This window comes from Naasia sp. SYSU D00948, from assembly GCF_017916515.1.
In the GTDB taxonomy this organism is placed as follows: Bacteria; Actinomycetota; Actinomycetes; order Actinomycetales; family Microbacteriaceae; genus Naasia.
In genome coordinates this window covers 2429149-2445377 of the sequence record NZ_JAFMTA010000001.1, presented here as the reverse complement: position 1 = coordinate 2445377, position 16229 = coordinate 2429149, and the positions used below count along the sequence as shown (strand labels likewise).

Sequence of the window (16229 nt, the reverse complement as noted above, 5' to 3'; positions counted from 1 at the left end):
GTCGTTGCGGTTGCCGTTCCGCTCAGTCCTCGTCGCTGAACCAGCGCGGTCGCGGCGTGCGCCGCGGCGCATCCGAGGGGAACCCCGGGCGGGGGCGCAGCATGAGCGCCCCCCACAGGACGTTCGACCAGGCGACCAGGAACGCCACCGGCGGCAGCCAGCCCGGACCGCCCACGGTGCCCGGAGCGGCCGCGACCAGGAGGAGCGCGAGCTCCGCCGCGAGCCAGAGCGCGGCCCCCGCGACGAGCGCGACCAGCACCCTGACCGGGTTCTCCCACCCGAGCACGAGCGCGACGGAGAGCACGGCCGCGAACACGAGCAGCTGAGCGAGGCCGAGCCAGTCGATCCCGGGGTCCGGCAGCCGCACGACGGCGTCGAGGACCGGACCCGCCACGGCGAGCACGGCGAAGGCGGCGACGGCACCCGCGGCCGCGACCGGGGCGGGTGGAGCCTGCAGCAGGGGCACGCGGGTCCGCGTGCGGACGGCCCAGACCGCGGCGAGGACCGCGACGACCAGCCACCCGGCGGACGCGAGCAGCCGCCCTTCGGCGACACTCCAGCCCAGGGAGGCCGCGGCGATCACCGCGACCGCGCCCGCCGCGTTCGACACGCCTCGAGCGGCCGCCCGGGCGGCCTCGCTGTCCTCGGCGGACACTCCCCCCGGCCTGGGTATCGAGCCGGACGAGACGCTCTTCCACCGCCGGACGCCGCCGCGCGTGATGACGAGGATCGCGGCCGCCGTCGCGAGAGCGGCGAGGAGGGCGAGCGCGACGTCGAGACCCCAGGGCCCCCTCGCGGCGTCGGGGTCGAGCGCCCGTGTCAGGGCCCAGCCGAGCCCGGCGACGGCTCCCGCGCCCACGACGAGGCGGACGGGCACGGCCGCCAGCGCCAGCAGCAGGAGAAGCGGGCGCAGCAGGAGCTCGAGCAGCAGGGCGGCGTAGCGTCCGCCCGGCAGTCGCGCAGGCCCGTCACCGGTGGTCCGGCGCCGGGGCACAGCAGAACGGAGAGCGGCCCCGAGTGCCCGCGTGGCGAGGGCCACCCGATACTCGGCGCTGAGGTTGGCGAGGCCGTCGGCGCCGCCCCGGAGGATCTCGGGCCCCGCCTCGGCGCGCAGCCCGCCCTGTGCCGCCGTGACCAGTTCCTCCACCTCGCGCCCGGGAAGGGGATCAGGAGAGCGGGAGGCGAGGAAGCGCACCATCCCGGCCGCGCCGTCGAGCCGTCCCCACCACCAGTCGTTCATGCGCCAGTCCGCGCTCACTAGCCCCAGGAGATTGCCCAGGCCGTGTCCCGCGAGCTTCGCCGTGTGACGCAGCCGGCGGCCGTCCGCGCTGTCCGGCCGCCCGTCGATCGCGTCCTGCAGTGCACGGCGCCGCTCCTCCGCGACCACGGTCGGGAAGGCGTAGGTGGCCGGCGGACGCTCGTCGGCCGCGATCCTCCCGGTCGCGACGAGCGACATGGGAGGCTGCATGCCGGCCGGCGCGACCAGCGCGATGACGTCGAACGTCCGGAGGTCGCGTCCGCGGAAGCGCTCGTCGACCGCGTGCCAGACGGTGGCGCCCCACGGCACGCCCGTTTCATCGGCGGCGTCCTCGGGCGGGGACAGGGCGCGGAGCGCCCGGATGTCCTCGTCCAGGCGGCGATGGTGCGCGGCGAGCGCGGCCTCCTCCTGCGCTTGGCGCACGCGCCCCTCCTCGCCGCGGCCTCGCGCGACCCAGGCCCGCACCCAGAGGGCGACCAGCTCGTCGTCGACCGGCTCGTCGGGCTCGGTCGCGGCGTGCCGGGAGGTGAGCAGCAGCACCCGATAGGCCGCCGCGTCCCGGGCGCGGTGGCCGATCGCGAGCGCCTCGGCGACGCGGGTGCGGATGCTCTGCAGGGCGTCGAGCGCGGCTCCTGCCTCAGGACCTTCGCGGCTCTCGACCGCGCGCACCCACGCCAGGACGGCGTGGGCGGCGTCGATCAGCCCGGACGGGAGCCGCTCGATGCGCCCCTCCGCCTCGGACAGGTCGCCGTCCTGCGCATACGCCGCCATCAGTGCGGGAAGCAGCGGCGTCAGGAGCTGGGCCGGCAGGGCGCGCAGCTTGCGCCGCCGCGGCAGCGTGCTGGTCAGCTGCCACCGGGACGGCCTCGAGATGGCGTCGGTGAGGAAGACCGCGTCCGTGCCCCCGACGCTGCGCAGATAGCCGCGCAGGCGATCGTGTTCCGTGCCGGTGCGGAGGTCGACCGCGCCGACGACGGCCGCCAGCGCCTCGAGCCTGCCCTGCTCCGCCGAGAGCTCCGCGTTGAAGCGGTGCACCTCCTCCAGCTCCTCGTCCGCCGACTCCCGCCTGCGCACCCGCTGCAGCCAGGCGGCGAGCACCGTCCACAGCTGAACGGCCTGTCGCGGCGGCGCGCCCGCGGTCGAGACGTGCCGGGCTTCGGGCTCGGGGTCGAGGTCGAGGAGGGCGCGATCGCCGTACATGGTGCCGACCGTTCCCCGGATCACCCGCAGCGCGCGGTCGAGGGGCACGTTGTCGAAGATGCCCCCGTCGATCACCTCGTACGGCCCGGCGTCGTCCGGGACGTCGCGCGGCGGTCGGTGCAGCGAGAACGCGAAGGCGAAGTCCGGCCTCAGGCTGCCGGAGGCGAACACCGAGTCGGCTCCCTCGTCCGGCGACAGCGACTCGGCGACGGCCTCCCGCGCGAGCGGAGCTTGGGACTCGGAGGTCGCTACCGTCTCCCGGCGAGTCTCCGACGGAGACACGACCCTGGCCACCTCGAACCCTCCGGGGAGGGACGACGTGGCCCGGGCGGCGTAGGCGAGCCGGAGCAGCGCGACCTCGGGCGGCTCCGGGTCGGCGTCCGCCCATGCGCTCGGGATGCCGTGGGGCAGCGGAGCGCCGCGCCGGTCGTCGACATGGAACACGAAGTGCCCGCGCCCCTCGCGCACGTCGGACTCGCTCTCGGCCTCGCTGTTGATGACGGTGGCCGCGAGGTGCACCCCCAGCCGGACCGGGACCAGGTCGCGGTGGGAGCGTCCGCGGTCCCCGCCCCGCCGGTACAGCTCGGCCGCGGCTCCCGTCGCCGTCTTCCAGAAGTAGGCGTCACCGCGCAGGGGCGCCTCGACGCCACGGATCCCCGGCGGCTGCAGGAGCCGCTGCAGCCCGGCCGCCTCGCGCCAGACCGGGAGGATGGCGTCGAAGTCGGTCCCCGCGCGCTGAGCCACGGCGTAGAGGATCGCGCTCAGTCCTCCCGCGCTCGCGCCGGCGATGACGTCGAACTGGACCTCGTCGTAGCCGGCGGCGGCGAGCACCCGGGCGTAGGCGGCGATCCGGACGCGCAGCGTGCCGGACGGCGGCTCGGCCGCCGGGGCGAGCACGAAGGCCGCGAGCGATCCGTCGGGGCGCCGGGCCACGCGGATGCGCCGCACGAGATCGAGCTCGGCGAGGGCGCCCGCGATCCAGACGGCCAGGCTCACTCCGCCGCGCAGGGAGATCGCGGCCCGCAGCACCCGATCGAAGGCCGGGGAGGACCCGCTCTCCCGCATCGCCGCATCCAGGGTCCGGTGGGGCGGCAGGAACACGAGCGGGAGGCCGGCGCCGTCGTCCGCATCCGCGATCCCCGTCACGCCGTCGCCCCCTCCAACCGTGTCGCGCCGACACTACTCCCCGGCCCTGACGGGGTTCGGGACGCCGCGTCGGCGCTGATCACGAAGGCTGCCGGAAGGACGGCTCGAAGAGTGAAGAGCCCCTGAATGGTACCCATCCGATCAGGGGCTCTTCGTGTCGCTTTCGCTAAGTTCGAGGGCCGCTACCCATACGACCCGAACGGGTTGGAGCGCGATGCGAACACGTTCAGATTACGGCGGAGTTGGCTGGGAATCGGCTTTCTCGGCGGCGTGTCGGACAAGTCTCAGCCGGCTCGATGCAACCAGATCACCGGGCTCTTCTCGCCCGCGTGCCGGAAGGGCTCGAGCTCGTCATCCCAGGCCTGGCCGAGGGCGAGCCGCAGCTCCTTGTGCAGTTCCAGCGCATTGACTCCGGCGACGTCCATCGCGTAGCGGATGCGGTCTTCGGGGATCACGATGTTGCCGGCCGTGTCCGTCTGGGCGAAGAAGATGCCGAGGTCGGGGGTGTGCATCCAGCGGGCGCCGTCGGTCCCGTATCCCGCGTCCTCGCTGACCTCGTACCGCAGATGCTCCCACCCGCGGAGGGCGGAGGCGATGGCGGCACCGGTGCCGGGAGGCCCCTCCCAGTAGAAGTCGGTCCGCTGGGAGTTCTTCAGGACCGGCTGCTCGATCCAGGTGAAGCTGACGGCACGCCCGAGAGCGCGACCGGCCGCCCACTCGACGTGGGGGCAGAGCGCGCGCGGCGAGGAGTGCACATAGAGCGCACCCCGAGCGAGTGGTGCAGCCATGGTTCTTCTCCGTTCAGCTAGGTGCGTCTTCCCCTACGACCTGGTGAACGAATCCTGTTGCACCGATATGAAATTAACAGCCGGGGCGTCCCGGCTCTTGCATTATGCAGGAGGACACGCCGGAATCACAACAATGTAAGAGGGGTGCGATTCCGGGGCCGGAACCTGCTCAATGCAGGAGCGAGCCGTCCTTCGCGAGCACGTTCTTCTCCCCCGCCTCGACCTTGAACGGGAACCGGTTCTGCTTCGGCGGCATCGGGCAGTTGAAGTTGTAGCTGAACGCGCAGGGCGGCAGCACTGCGGTGTTGAAGTCGAGGGTGATCGTGCCGTCCGGGTTCGGAGCGGTGAACAGGAAACGCCCGACGCTGTAGGTGGAGTCCCCGCTCGTGGCGTCGGCGAAGACGATCTGCAGGGCGCGCCCCTCCTTGAACGCGAGCACGCTGTACTCCTGGCCGTCGCGCTCGAAGCGGATCTCGCCGGGGATGACCTTCTCGCGGGTCTCGCCGTCGTCCTTGAGGTGCTCGAAGCCGGCGGTGGTGCCCTCCGGGTTCGGCGTGAAGGTGCCCTGCACGACCCAGGACGGGTCGTAGGGGAAGGCGTCGATGCCGCCGAAGTTCTGGATGTCCTCCGACTCGGCATCCCAGACGCGCAGCGCGCAGCTGCCGTCCTCGCCGCTGATGACGGTGCCCGTCGTGTGGTCGTCGAACACGATCTCGCTCGGCTTCTCGGAGTTCCGCGGAGAGAGCAGCACCTCGCCGTCGACGAGCTGCCCGTTGACCGTGATCCCGTCCTCCGCCGCTGCCGTCAGCTTGAGCCCCGGGAGACCGTCCGGCCGCGGAGCCCACAGGCCGGGGACGCCCCAGATCGGCTGCTCCGAGTCCACCCACTGCGTGTTGATCAGCGCGAGGAACCCTCGCGGCTGGACCACCGCCTCCTCGCGGCGCTGGCGGAAGCGCTCGTAGCGCTCCTCCGCGCTGAGGGGTGCGGCGGGTGCGGTGGTGGTCTGGGTCATCCGTTCATCCTTCCTGTCCCGACCGGGACAACAGCGTGCGACACGGGGTTATTCGGCCTGCGGCCGCCACAGGTCCAGCACGGGGACGCCGGCGGGCTCGAACCCGAAGACCTGCCCGTAGAAGGACAGGGCCGCCTCGCGCACGCGCACTCGGGTCTCCACCTTGCGGAAGCCGTGCGACTCGCCCTCGAACGCGAGGTACGCGTGCGGGATGCCCTTCGCGATCAGCCCGTCGCGGAACCGCTCGGACTGCGCCGGCGGCACGACCGGGTCGTCGAGACCCTGCAGCAGCAGGACCGGGCAGTCGAGCCCGTCGATGTGCGAGAGCGGGGATCGCTCGTCGTACAGCGCCTGCGCCTCGGGCAGCGGACCCACGAGCCCGTCGGTGTAGCGGGACTCGAAGTCGTGCGTGTCTTCGGCCAGCGCGGTCAGGTCCGCGACGCCGTAGAGGGACACCCCGCACGCGAACACGTCCGTCCGCGTCAGGGCGGACAGGACCGTCCACCCTCCCGCGGATCCGCCTTCGATGGCGAGCCGCCGGGGATCGGCGAGGCCCGCGCCGGCCAGCCCGGTCACGGCCGTGACCACGTCCTCGACGTCGACGACGCCCCACTGGCCGCGCAGCCGCTCGCGGTACGCGCGGCCGTACCCGGTGGACCCGCCGTAGTTCACGTCGATCACCCCGATGCCCCGGCTCGTGTAGTACGCGAAGACGAGATTGACCGACGCCGTCGTGCGCGTGGTGGGGCCGCCGTGGACGAAGGCGACGTACGGCGGCAGCTCCCCGTCGGGCGCCTCGAACGCCGGGTTGCGCGGCGGGTAGACGACGGCGTGCACCTCGCGGGGCCCCGGGAAGGTCCGCTCCTCGGCGAGGGGCAGGAGGTCCGCCGCGGGCAGGTCGTCGTAGTCGAGCCGGATGTCGGTGAGTGCCCCGGTGGCGAGGTCGAGCTCGCGGATGCCGCTCAGGAGGGCCGCGCTGCCGCCGTCGAGGAGCAGGCGGCCGGGCCGGGCGTCGAGCAGGTCGATCGTGGTGAGCGGAAGGTCCAGCACGCGGGCGGCTCCCCCACCGGCCGGCACGAGCTCGAGCCGGTCGGAGCCGTGAGTGGTGACGAGCGCGAGGTCGTCGTCGTCGGGCCGCAGGTACCACGGCTTGCCGAGGTTCCAGAGCGGCCCGCCGGTCTCGCGCTCCTGCGCCAGCACCGGGGTGAGCCGGCCGTCGAGGCTCGCCCGGTGCAGGTTCCACCAGCCCGTGCGATCCGTGATGACGAGGAGGTCGTCCTCGCCGTCCCACTCCGGCTGGAGCACGGACTCCTCCGGACCGCCCACCAGCGAGCGCCAGTCGGACACCCGGCCGTCGCGGACCTCGCCCACGCGCAGCTCGGTGCCGTCCCACGGCATCCGCGGATGGTCCCACGCGATCCAGGCGAGGCGCGTGCCGTCCGGCGAGAAGCGGGGATAGGCGAGGAAGTCGCTGCCGGCGACGACCGACACGACGGCGTCCCCGTCGCCGGCGCCGCTGCCGTCGAGGGGCACGAGCACGATGTCGCGCGACACCCGGCCGCCGTCGTGGCGCTCCCGCACGGCGACGAGATGGTCCCCGTGGATCCCCAGGTCGGCGTACCGGTCGCCCGTTCCGGACGGGGTCAGGGGCTGAGGGTCAGCCGCACCGGGACGGAGGAGGTGGATGCGCTGGTCGCTGAACTCGACGAAGGCGAGGGCGCCGCCAGGAGCGGGCGTCCACGCCCCTCCCCCGTACTCGTGCACGCGGCTGCGCGCGTTCCAGGGCGCCGGAAGGACGGCCTCCGGCTCGCCGTCCGCGCCGCTCCGGAACACGCCGTAGCGACCGCCCTCGGAGCCCCGCAGCTCGAGCCACCAGACCTCGTCGCCGACGTAGCGGGCGCCTGAGACGGGGTGGGAGCCGGCGGCGACGTCCCGAGCGGTGATGGGCGAGGTCCAGGTTCCGAACGGGGCGACGGTCGGGGCGGTCACCGTCCCAGCGTATGGGCGGGTCACGCCTGGCCGTAGTCGTCCACGATGGCGACCTCGAGCGGGAAATCGATGGGGAAGTCACCGAACAGCAGTCGTCCGGCGGCGGCTGCCGCCCCCCGGATGGCCTCCTCCACGTCTGCGGCGAGGTCCCCCGGTGAGTGCACGAGCACCTCGTCGTGCAGGAAGTACACGAGCTCCGGGCGCCCGTTCCGTCCCTCGCCGAGCGCGAGGAGCCGGCGGCGCAGCTCAGCCAGCCAGCACAGCGCCCATTCGGCGGCCGTACCCTGGACCACGAAGTTGCGGGAGAACCGTCCCCGCTCGCGCGCCTGCGATCGGGCCCTCCGCTCCTCGGCCGGCGAGGCGTCCGGCACCGAGGCTCGGGACTGCGCGGCCCGCCATGCCGGTCCGGCGGCCGGCGAGCTGCGGCCGAGCCTCGTCGTCACCGCCTCGCCGCGCTCGCCCGCGCGGGCAGCTGACTCGACGAGGCCGATCGCCAGCGGGAAGGCCTTGGCGAGCCGCGGCATCAGCCGCCCGCCCTGGCCCGCCGTCGCACCGTAGATGGCACCGAGCATGGCGTACTTCGCGGAGTTGCGATCGGGAACGGCGCCCGTCTCGACGATTCCCTCGTAGAGGTCGCGTGCGCGACCCGCCGCCGCCATCGCGGTGTCCCCGGCCATCGCGGCCAGCACCCGCGGTTCGAGCTGCGCGGCATCCGCGACGACGAGCTTCCAGCCCGGGTCGGCGACGACGGCGGACCGGAGCTGCTTGGGGAGCTGGAGCGCGCCGCCTCCGCGAGCGGCCCACCGGCCGCTCGGGACACCGCCCGGCAGGAAGTCCGCGCGGAACCGCCCGCCCGTGACCCAGGTGTCGAGCCAAACCCAGCCGTTCGCGCTGAGGATGCGAGCCCGCTTCTTGTACTCCAGGAGCGGCTCGATGGCGGGATGCTCGAGCCGGCGCAGCTCGGCCGACCGGGTGCTCTCCACCATCAGCCCCGCGGAGCGCAGCGCGGCGAGCAGCTCCTGCGGCGAATCCGGGTTCAGGGTCGGGGCGTCCAGCGCGCTCCGGATCCGCCCCGCGAGCTCCTCGAGCCGCGCGGGCCGGACACCGGGCGCCACGCGCGGCCCGAGGAGGTCGGCGAGCAGCGCCTCGTGTCGCTCCGCACTCCAGGGCAGGCCCGCGTGCCGCATCTCGGCGGCCGCGAGGGCCCCGGCGGACTCCGCGGCGAGGAGGAGCCGGAGCCGTCCGGGTTGCCCGCTCCCGGCCACCGCTCCGAGCTGCGCCCGGAGCTCCGCGACGGGATCGACGTGCTCGGCGACGGAGCCGACATCGAAGAGGGTCTGCTGCGAGTCCGGACCGGACAGGGGGGAGTCCTCGTCGAGCGCGTCGCGAGGGGCCGCGGCGACAGCGGTTCCGTCGGAGAGGGTGGAGTGGCGCAGGATGGCGCGGCACAGCCGCAGATCCTGACAGCGCTCCACGCGGACGCCGGCGCGCAGCAGCGGCGGATAGGAGACGGCGGTGTCCTCCCACACCCACCGGACTCCGGCGGCCTCGCGTCCGGCGAGGTCGGCGTAGCCCTCGTCCGTCAGCGAGCGAGGCGCCTCGATGGGCTCGCCGCGCTCATCCGCCCGTGTGGCGACCACGCCGCCGTGCACGGGCGAGACGACGAGGAACACGGCTCCAGTCTCCCCCGGCGCTCGGACAGCCGCGGTCGCAGGGGCCCGGGCCGCCCTATCCGGGGCGAAAGCGGGCCGTTCCGACGGCATGGCGTGGACGGCGACGTGCGGCTCGGACGGCAGGTCCCGCCTGCCGTCCGAGCCGCACGGGTGTCGCCGGCGTCAGCGCCGCTTCGCGTTGGCGGCGGCGCGGGCGTGCCGCCCCTGCTCGCCGCTCGAGCCGGAGCCCGAGCCGGGACCCGAGCCGCCGTCGCCGTCGTCGTCGGGCTTGCTCGTCTCGCGGATGCGGCGGGCCTCGGCGAGGAGCTTCTCCTCCTTGCGGGCGTTCTTCTCGCTCTTCTTCACGCCGCGCGGCGGGAGCTGGATGTCGCCCTCGGCCTCGATGCCGGCCTCGAGCTGGCGGCTGCGCTCCACCTCCGCGTCGAACTCCGCGCCGAACAGGAGCGCCAGGTTCGCGATCCAGAGCCAGAGCAGGAAGATGATCACCCCGGCCAGAGCGCCGTAGTTCTTCGCGTAGTTCGAGAAGTTGGTCACGTAGAGCCCGAAGAGGATCGACGCGACGACCAGCACGACCAGCGCGATCAGCGCGCCCATGCTCATCCAGCGGAACTTCGGCTGCTTCACGTTGGGCGTCGCGTAGTAGAGGATCGCGATCATCAGCACGAGGATGAACGCGATCACGGGCCACTTCGCGATGTCCCACACGGTCTGCACGACCGGGCCGAGCCCGATCAGGTTCCCGATCGCCTCGGTCACCGGACCCGAGATGACGAGCATCAGGGCGATGATCGCGACGAGCACGATCCCGATCACGGTCACGAGGAGCTGCGTGCCCCGGGCCTTGACCAGCCCCCGGCCCTCGTCGATCTCGTAGATGCGGTTCATCGCACGAGTGAACGCGCCGACGTAGCCGGAGGCGGACCAGATCGCGAGGACGAGGCCGGAGACCAGGGCGAAGCCCTTCGCCGGGGAGTTCACGAAGTTCTCGATCGGTCCCCGGATGACCTCGAGCGCGTCCGGCGGAGCGACGCTGCCGAGGACCTGGAGCATCGCGTCGACCGCACCGGGTCCCTGACCGATCAGAGCGAGCAGGGAGATGAGCGCGATGAGCGCGGGGAAGAGCGCGAGGACCGAGTAGTAGACGAGGGCAGCCGCGATGTCGGTGCACTGATCGGTGGTGAATTCGTTGAGGGTGCGGCGGAGCGTGTACTTCCACGTCCCCTTGTCGAGCTCCTTCGGGGTGTCCGGCTTGCGCGGGTCCTCCGGGCTGGGCGCGTTCTTCAGGCGCTTGGAGGCGCCGACGTCATCGGACATTGCAGGGGACCTCTCTTGCTTGTGCCGTGCTCTGCTGTGCTGCGGGAAAGGAAAGAGGGGCCGCTGGCGAATGCCGGCGGCCCCTCAGTCCGAGGTGTCGCGCCTACGCGTTGCGGACGGTGTCCGTCGCGCTGGTGGCGTTCTGCTTCACGTCCTGAGCGGAGGACTGCGCCTCGCCCTTGACGGTCTGCGTGGCGTCCTGAGCGGTCTCCTTGACGGACTGCGCACCCTGCGTCGCCGTCTCCTTGACCGACTGGACCGCCTGCTGAGCGGGCTCCTTCAGGTTCTGCCCGACCTCCTTGGCGGCGTCCGTCACCTTGCCGACGAGCGGCTGGGCGGCGTCCTTCGCCTGCGAGGCGAGCTCCTTCTCCTTCTCGCTCGCGGGGATGAGCCCGGCGACGAGCCAGCCGACGCCGAAGGCGATCAGGCCGACCGCGAGCGGGTTGCCCTGCGCCTTCTCGGCGACGACGCGAGGCGCGTCGCCGACCGCGGACGCGGCGTTGCCGAGCGCGTCCTTCGCTCCGGACGTCACGTCGGAGGCGGTGCCGGAGACGCGGTGCTTCGCGTCGGAGGCGCTGCCCATGACCCGGTCCTTGGCGCCGGAGGCGCTGCCCATGACGCGGTCCTTGAGGCTGCCGAACTTGCTCTTGACCTTGTCGGTCTGCCGCTCGACGATCTTCGACGGCGTCACCTTGTCGGCCAGGGCGTCGACGTCGGAGCTCAGCTCCTGGCGCGTGGCCTCGATGTTGGCGCGGATGACCTCGGGGTCGTCGCTCGACGTGTATCCGGTGCCGCTGGTGCCGCCGGCCTGGTACGAGCCGGCATCGCCGGTCCTGTAGAGGTCGTCACTCATCGGTTCTCCTCATTCCTCTTCAGTGCGTCGGGAATCTTCTTCACGGTGTCTGCGGTGCGCGGCATGCCCTGCACTTCCTTCAGCCGCTTGCGGCCGATGGCGTACAGGATCCCGGCGATGATGCCCCAGATGATGGCGACGATGAGCGCCGCCAGGGCGATGCTCCCCTCGATGTCCCCGAACAGGTCGGCGAGCCCCCACCAGAGGGCGCAGGACAGGAAGAAGACCGCCATGAGAGCGGAGTAGCCGGCGGCGGCCAGCAGCCCCGCTCCGGCTCCGGCCCGCGTCGCGGACTGCTTGAGCTCGGCCTTCGCGAGGTCGATCTCCTGCCGGATGAGCGTGGACAGGTCCTTCGTGACCTGACCGAACAGCTCACCGAAGGAGGTGGAGGCGGCCCTTCTCTCCGAGGGGGTCGACGTGTCGACCTCCGGCACCGGGGTGGCGCCGGCCCTCTCCGAGGGGTATCCGGTGTCGGTCACGGGCGCACATCCCCTGTGGCCGAGCCGCCGAGCCCGGTGCCGTAGCCGCCGGTCGTCCCGCCCGCGCCGGTGCCGTACTCGTTCTCGCCCGCGTAGCCGGTGCCGTAGTCGCTCACCGGGGTCGTCGTGGTGAACGAGTCGACCGGGGTGTAGGTGGTCTCGCCGGCGACCGAGGAGGTCGCCTGCTCCTCCTGCTTCTCGTCCTGGACGGCGCCAACGACCGACCGGGTGAGCCGGCCGGCGACGACACCCGCCACCGCCGCGATGGCGATGAAGGTGCCCGGGCGGCGTGCGGCGAAGTACTTGACCTCCTGGAGGAGGTCACCCGGCTCGCGCGCCTCGATCCAGTCGGCGACGCCCTGCAGCCGCGAGGACGCCTGGTTCACCAGGTCGAGGACGGGACCGCTCTCCGGCACGTTGCCGGAGGCGAGGCCGTTGAGCTGCTCGCCCAGGGTGCGGATCCCCGTGGCGGCCTTCTGCTGCTGGGTCGACGCCTGCTGCTTCACCTGGCTCGTCGCCTGGTTGAGCAGGTCGCGGGCCTGGTACTTCGTCTCCGAGGCCACCTGGCGTGCCTGCGTCTTGGCCTCGGCGGCCACGTTCCTGGCCTCGTCCTTGGCCACCCCGGCCACGTGCTTGCCGGCGTCCGCGGCTCCGCTCGCGACCTGCCCGGCCTGTTCCTTGGCCACGTCCGTCTTGCTGGTGGACGACCCACTCGTCTCACCCGCCGTGCCCACGGTCTCCACTCCGATCACCGTGTCGGTGACGACGACGGTCTCGTCGGGGTTGCCCGACGACGGAGGGTTCACTGGGTAACTGTTCGACATTGTCATCCCTTCCAGTGCCGACGCGTCCCGGGACGGTCCCAGGGCGCGCCGCTTGTGCATACCGACGCTCCCACCACGCCCCAAAGGGGATCAACCCGTCGCGCAGTCGAAACGTGAGGGTTATAGTTCCCGCCCCCGCGAGGGCGTCCTTTCACGTGCCCGAAGCCGCATTGCGCGCCGCAAGGCGCTGGGGCGGGGCAGGCGTCCCTGGGAACCGACCGAGAACACGCCGAAGAGCCCCGCCGGCCGGCGGGGCTCTTCGGGAAACCTCGGAGAACGCGGACTCGGGACGGCGTGAAGCTGAGCCGAGTAGCGCCGACGAAGGCTGGGAACGGGATGCGGAGGGGGCTATCCCTGCTGGCCGGGGATAGCGGGCACCTGGTCCGGCGCCGGCTCCGGGATCAGCTGGAGTCCGCCCGTGCTGTTCGCGGAGAGGAGCAGGGCCTCGATCCAGGCACGGTTGAGCACCGGGGTACGGCTGCCGTCGAACTTGAAGCGCAGCGGAATGGACGGGTGGATCCAGATGGTGCTCCGACCCCCGCCGCCCTCGACCCCGTGCTGCCAGGAGAAGGTGAACTTCTCATCGCGGCGGAGCTTGGCGATGATCGCCATCTTCACATGGGCCAGGAGACGGTCCTCCATGTCGATGCCGAGGTCATCGTCCCCGTAGTAGAGCTTTCCCATTCCCGCCTAACTGCAGAAGTCCAACTTCCCAAGACTACTAGACGGCGCCCCACGCACGGGGGCGCAGACTGTCCGCCACGCGCAAGATGGGGCGTCGCGCCGGCCGAGGGCGATGTCCGCTCCTCCTGGGAGGATGAGCGCATGTGCGGCCGCTACGTCGTGACGAAGACCGTCACGAATCTGCTCCCCGACCTGCTCGGCGACTTCGGGCCCCTGCCCGACGACTACAACGTCGCACCGACCGACGACGTGCCGGTCGTGCGGGACCGCCATGGGGAGCGCGAGCTCGTTCCGGTCACGTGGGGATTCCGCACCCCGTGGATGAGCGACAAGCAGAAGCGGCCGATCAACGCGCGCATCGAGACCGTGACGTCCTCCGGCATGTGGCGCAAGGCCTTCGCCCAGTCCCGCTGCATCGTGCCCGCCCTCGGCTACTACGAGTGGACCGTGACTCCGACAGGGAAGCAGCCGCACTTCATCCACGACCCGGGTCACGCCCTGGCCATGGCGGGAGTGGTCGGCCTGTGGCCCGATCCCACGAAGCCCGAGGACGATCCGCACCGCTGGAAGCTGTCGATGGCGGTGATCACCCGCGACGCGCACGTCGCTCCGGGCGAGGTGCACGATCGGATGCCCGCCTGCCTCACGCCCGACGTCTTCGACGCCTGGCTCGGCGATGGCCTGTCCCCCGTCGAGCTGGTCCACCTGCTCGACGAATCGTCCGTGCGAGTCGCCCACCAGCTCGAGCACTACGAGGTCAGCCGCGAGGTCAACTCCGTGCGGAACGACGGACCGCGGCTCATCGAGCCCCTCTGACTCGCCCTTCGGGACCGAGTCGTCCTTCCGAATGGCGCCGCCGGCGCGGCTCAGCCGGAGCGGTGCCGGGCGATCTCGATCACGAGTGCGTGCACGAGGTCCGGCATGAGGTCCTGGTCCTCGTCCCCGGCGCGCCGCAGGATCGTGATGAGGTCTCGGAACTCCATCGCGAACCGGTCCGCGGCCGCCGGGTCGTGCGGTCGCATCCGCGCGTCCTGGGCGAGGCCCACGAGGAGCTCGAGCGTGGGCCCGAGCGTGGTCGGCGCGCGGGTACCCGCCCTGCGCTCGTACAGCAGCGCCTCAGTCACGAGTGCTCCGCCGCATCCTGTCGTCGGCCATGCCGGTCCTCCCCCGATCGGTTCCCGGCACCGTAGGGGGCGCTGACGGAGTGCGCCCGGCGACATGCCGGACGACATGCATCCGGAACAGCCTCAACCTGTGAGCGGGGCGGAACGGGGGGCTTTGTAAGGGCTCGGGCGAGGAACGTCGAGCCCCAAATCCGCCCCCGTCGTCGGTGGCTAGCGTCGACTGCGGGTGGCTAACCCGTGCCGCCCACCGAACGATCGATGAGGGAGAACCACATGATTGGCACGGACCAGATCGACCGACTGAACGGCGCCACCGTGGTGGACGCCGATGGCGACAAGATCGGCACGGTCGGACAGGTCTTCGTGGACGCGAACGACGGGCACCCCAGCTGGGTGACCGTGCGCACGGGGCTTTTCGGCGCCAAGGAGACCTTCGTCCCGCTGGACGAGGCGACCTCCGAGGGCGACACGCTTCGCGTCCACTACGACAAGGCGACCGTGAAGGACGCTCCGCGCATCGACACCGACAGCGCGCTGAGCCCTGAGGAGGAGGACGAGCTGTACCGCTACTACAACCTCTCCTCGAGCGAGACCAGCACCCACAGCGGGACCGACTACACCGACACCACCGGGTTGGGCACGGGCACCGGGTACACGGACGCCGGCACCACCGGCTACGCCGACACGACGTCGCAGGTGGGCGGTCCGGGACACGACACCTCCGGCCCGAACACCGACGAGGCGATGACCCGCTCGGAGGAGCGGCTCAACATCGGCACCGAGCGCGTCCAGACGGGGCGGGCCCGCCTGCGCAAGTACATCGTGACGGAGAACCAGACGGTGACCGTCCCGGTGGAGCGCGAGGAGGTCCGTCTCGAGCGGGAGCCGATCACCGACGCGAACGCGGGAGCCGCCCTCGACGGGCCGGCGCTCAGCGAGGAGGAGCACGAGGTCACCCTGACCGAGGAGCGGCCCGTCGTGAACAAGGAGACCGTCCCCGTCGAGCGCGTGCGCCTCGACACCGAGACGGTGACCGAGAACCGGCAGGTCAGCGAAGAGGTCCGCAAGGAGCAGATCGACTTCGACGGCGAGTCCGGCCGGGACCGCGTCTAGGACCCGTCCGCATCCAACCGATAGGGAGCCGGTCGCTGCAGCTGCAGCGACCGGCTCCCTCCGTTTCCATCGCCTCGACCGGCGCGGCAGGGGCACCTCGGCCCTTGGCTGATCGCCTCTGCCTGGCTACCGTCGGATCCGGGCCGGGGCGCCGCGGATGCCGCCCGCCGGAAGGAGATCCAGGTGATCGACAGCGATCAGATCAGCCGACTCAAGGGCGCGACCGTGCTCGACGCCGAGGGTCACAAGGTGGGCACCGTCGGGCAGGCGTTCCTGGACGCCACCGACGGGAATCCTCGCTGGGTGACCGTCCGGACGGGACTGCTCGGGAGACGGGAGAGCTTCGTCCCCCTCGAGGGAGCGGACCTCGACGGGGACGTTCTGCGCATCCGCTACGGGAAGGCGACCGTCAAGGACGCTCCTCACATGGATCCCGACAGTGCCCTGAGCTCCGAGGAGGAGAGCGCGCTCTACCGCTACTACGACGTGGGGAGCGCGGGCGGGCAAGGCCTGCGGAAGCACGACGACCGGCAGCAGGAACTCGACGACGACGAGGAGCTGCCCGAGGAGCGGCCTCGGGTCGCCACGGCACCCGTGCCGCCCGGTCGGCGCCACCTGCTCGCCGAGACGGTCCTCGAGTTCCCGGAGGACGACGACCAGATCCGGCGCAGCCAGATCGACTTCGATGGTGAGGTGGGACGCGACCGCGTGTGACGCCGCGCAGTTTCCTCCCGCACGACGGAAGAGCCGGCCGCAGAAGCGGCCGGCTCTT

Annotated in this window: 14 protein-coding genes; 3 read left to right on the top strand and 11 right to left on the bottom strand. The window is 72.1% G+C overall.

The window, feature by feature from the left end; genetic code table 11:
* Positions 1 to 22 precede the first annotated feature (22 nt).
* From J3P30_RS11545 to J3P30_RS11500, 10 genes are all read right to left on the bottom strand, one after another.
* The gene (locus J3P30_RS11545; protein ID WP_210481163.1) at positions 23 to 3604 is read right to left on the bottom strand and encodes a DUF3376 domain-containing protein; all 3582 of its coding nucleotides are present in this window, start codon (positions 3602 to 3604) and stop codon (positions 23 to 25) included.
* 284 nt (positions 3605 to 3888) lie between these two features.
* Positions 3889 to 4392, bottom strand: a complete 504-nt coding sequence (locus tag J3P30_RS11540) for a DUF3145 domain-containing protein (protein WP_210481162.1) — start codon at positions 4390 to 4392, stop codon at positions 3889 to 3891.
* Positions 4393 to 4561: 169 nt separating this feature from the next.
* The gene (locus tag J3P30_RS11535) at positions 4562 to 5404 is read right to left on the bottom strand and encodes a DUF1684 domain-containing protein (protein ID WP_210481161.1); all 843 of its coding nucleotides are present in this window, start codon (positions 5402 to 5404) and stop codon (positions 4562 to 4564) included.
* Positions 5405 to 5452: 48 nt separating this feature from the next.
* Complete coding sequence (locus J3P30_RS11530) at positions 5453 to 7393, bottom strand: prolyl oligopeptidase family serine peptidase (protein WP_210481160.1); 1941 nt, start codon at positions 7391 to 7393, stop codon at positions 5453 to 5455.
* Between the two features lie 20 nt (positions 7394 to 7413).
* Complete coding sequence (locus J3P30_RS11525) at positions 7414 to 9066, bottom strand: bifunctional 3'-5' exonuclease/DNA polymerase (RefSeq protein WP_307807481.1); 1653 nt, start codon at positions 9064 to 9066, stop codon at positions 7414 to 7416.
* Between the two features lie 162 nt (positions 9067 to 9228).
* Positions 9229 to 10380: a YihY/virulence factor BrkB family protein gene (locus tag J3P30_RS11520; RefSeq protein WP_210481158.1), complete on the bottom strand. Its 1152-nt coding sequence runs from the start codon at positions 10378 to 10380 to the stop codon at positions 9229 to 9231.
* A gap of 103 nt (positions 10381 to 10483) precedes the next feature.
* Positions 10484 to 11233, bottom strand: a complete 750-nt coding sequence (locus J3P30_RS11515; protein WP_210481157.1) for a DUF3618 domain-containing protein — start codon at positions 11231 to 11233, stop codon at positions 10484 to 10486.
* Complete coding sequence (locus tag J3P30_RS11510) at positions 11230 to 11667, bottom strand: phage holin family protein (RefSeq protein ID WP_210481981.1); 438 nt, start codon at positions 11665 to 11667, stop codon at positions 11230 to 11232. The genes J3P30_RS11515 and J3P30_RS11510 overlap by 4 nt, the downstream gene beginning before the upstream one ends.
* Positions 11668 to 11708: 41 nt before the next feature.
* Positions 11709 to 12518: a hypothetical protein gene (locus J3P30_RS11505; protein ID WP_210481156.1), complete on the bottom strand. Its 810-nt coding sequence runs from the start codon at positions 12516 to 12518 to the stop codon at positions 11709 to 11711.
* A 366-nt stretch (positions 12519 to 12884) separates the two neighbouring features.
* The gene (locus J3P30_RS11500) at positions 12885 to 13220 is read right to left on the bottom strand and encodes a hypothetical protein (RefSeq protein ID WP_210481155.1); all 336 of its coding nucleotides are present in this window, start codon (positions 13218 to 13220) and stop codon (positions 12885 to 12887) included.
* A 141-nt stretch (positions 13221 to 13361) separates the two neighbouring features.
* Here J3P30_RS11500 and J3P30_RS11495 point away from each other — a divergent pair, with 141 nt between their 5' ends.
* Positions 13362 to 14036 carry an SOS response-associated peptidase gene (locus J3P30_RS11495; RefSeq protein WP_210481154.1) on the top strand — a complete coding sequence of 225 codons (675 nt, stop codon included), beginning with the start codon at positions 13362 to 13364 and terminating at the stop codon, positions 14034 to 14036.
* A gap of 50 nt (positions 14037 to 14086) precedes the next feature.
* Here the strand turns inward: J3P30_RS11495 and J3P30_RS11490 are convergent, their stop codons facing one another.
* Complete coding sequence (locus tag J3P30_RS11490) at positions 14087 to 14344, bottom strand: hypothetical protein (RefSeq protein ID WP_210481153.1); 258 nt, start codon at positions 14342 to 14344, stop codon at positions 14087 to 14089.
* A 273-nt stretch (positions 14345 to 14617) separates the two neighbouring features.
* On the opposite strand from J3P30_RS11490, the gene J3P30_RS11485 reads away from it, so the two are divergent.
* Both J3P30_RS11485 and J3P30_RS11480 read left to right on the top strand, forming a co-directional pair.
* The gene (locus tag J3P30_RS11485) at positions 14618 to 15457 is read left to right on the top strand and encodes a DUF2382 domain-containing protein (RefSeq protein WP_210481152.1); all 840 of its coding nucleotides are present in this window, start codon (positions 14618 to 14620) and stop codon (positions 15455 to 15457) included.
* 183 nt (positions 15458 to 15640) lie between these two features.
* Entirely contained in the window at positions 15641 to 16171 is a 531-nt protein-coding gene (locus tag J3P30_RS11480) for a PRC-barrel domain-containing protein (RefSeq protein ID WP_210481151.1), read from the top strand.
* Positions 16172 to 16229 lie beyond the last annotated feature (58 nt).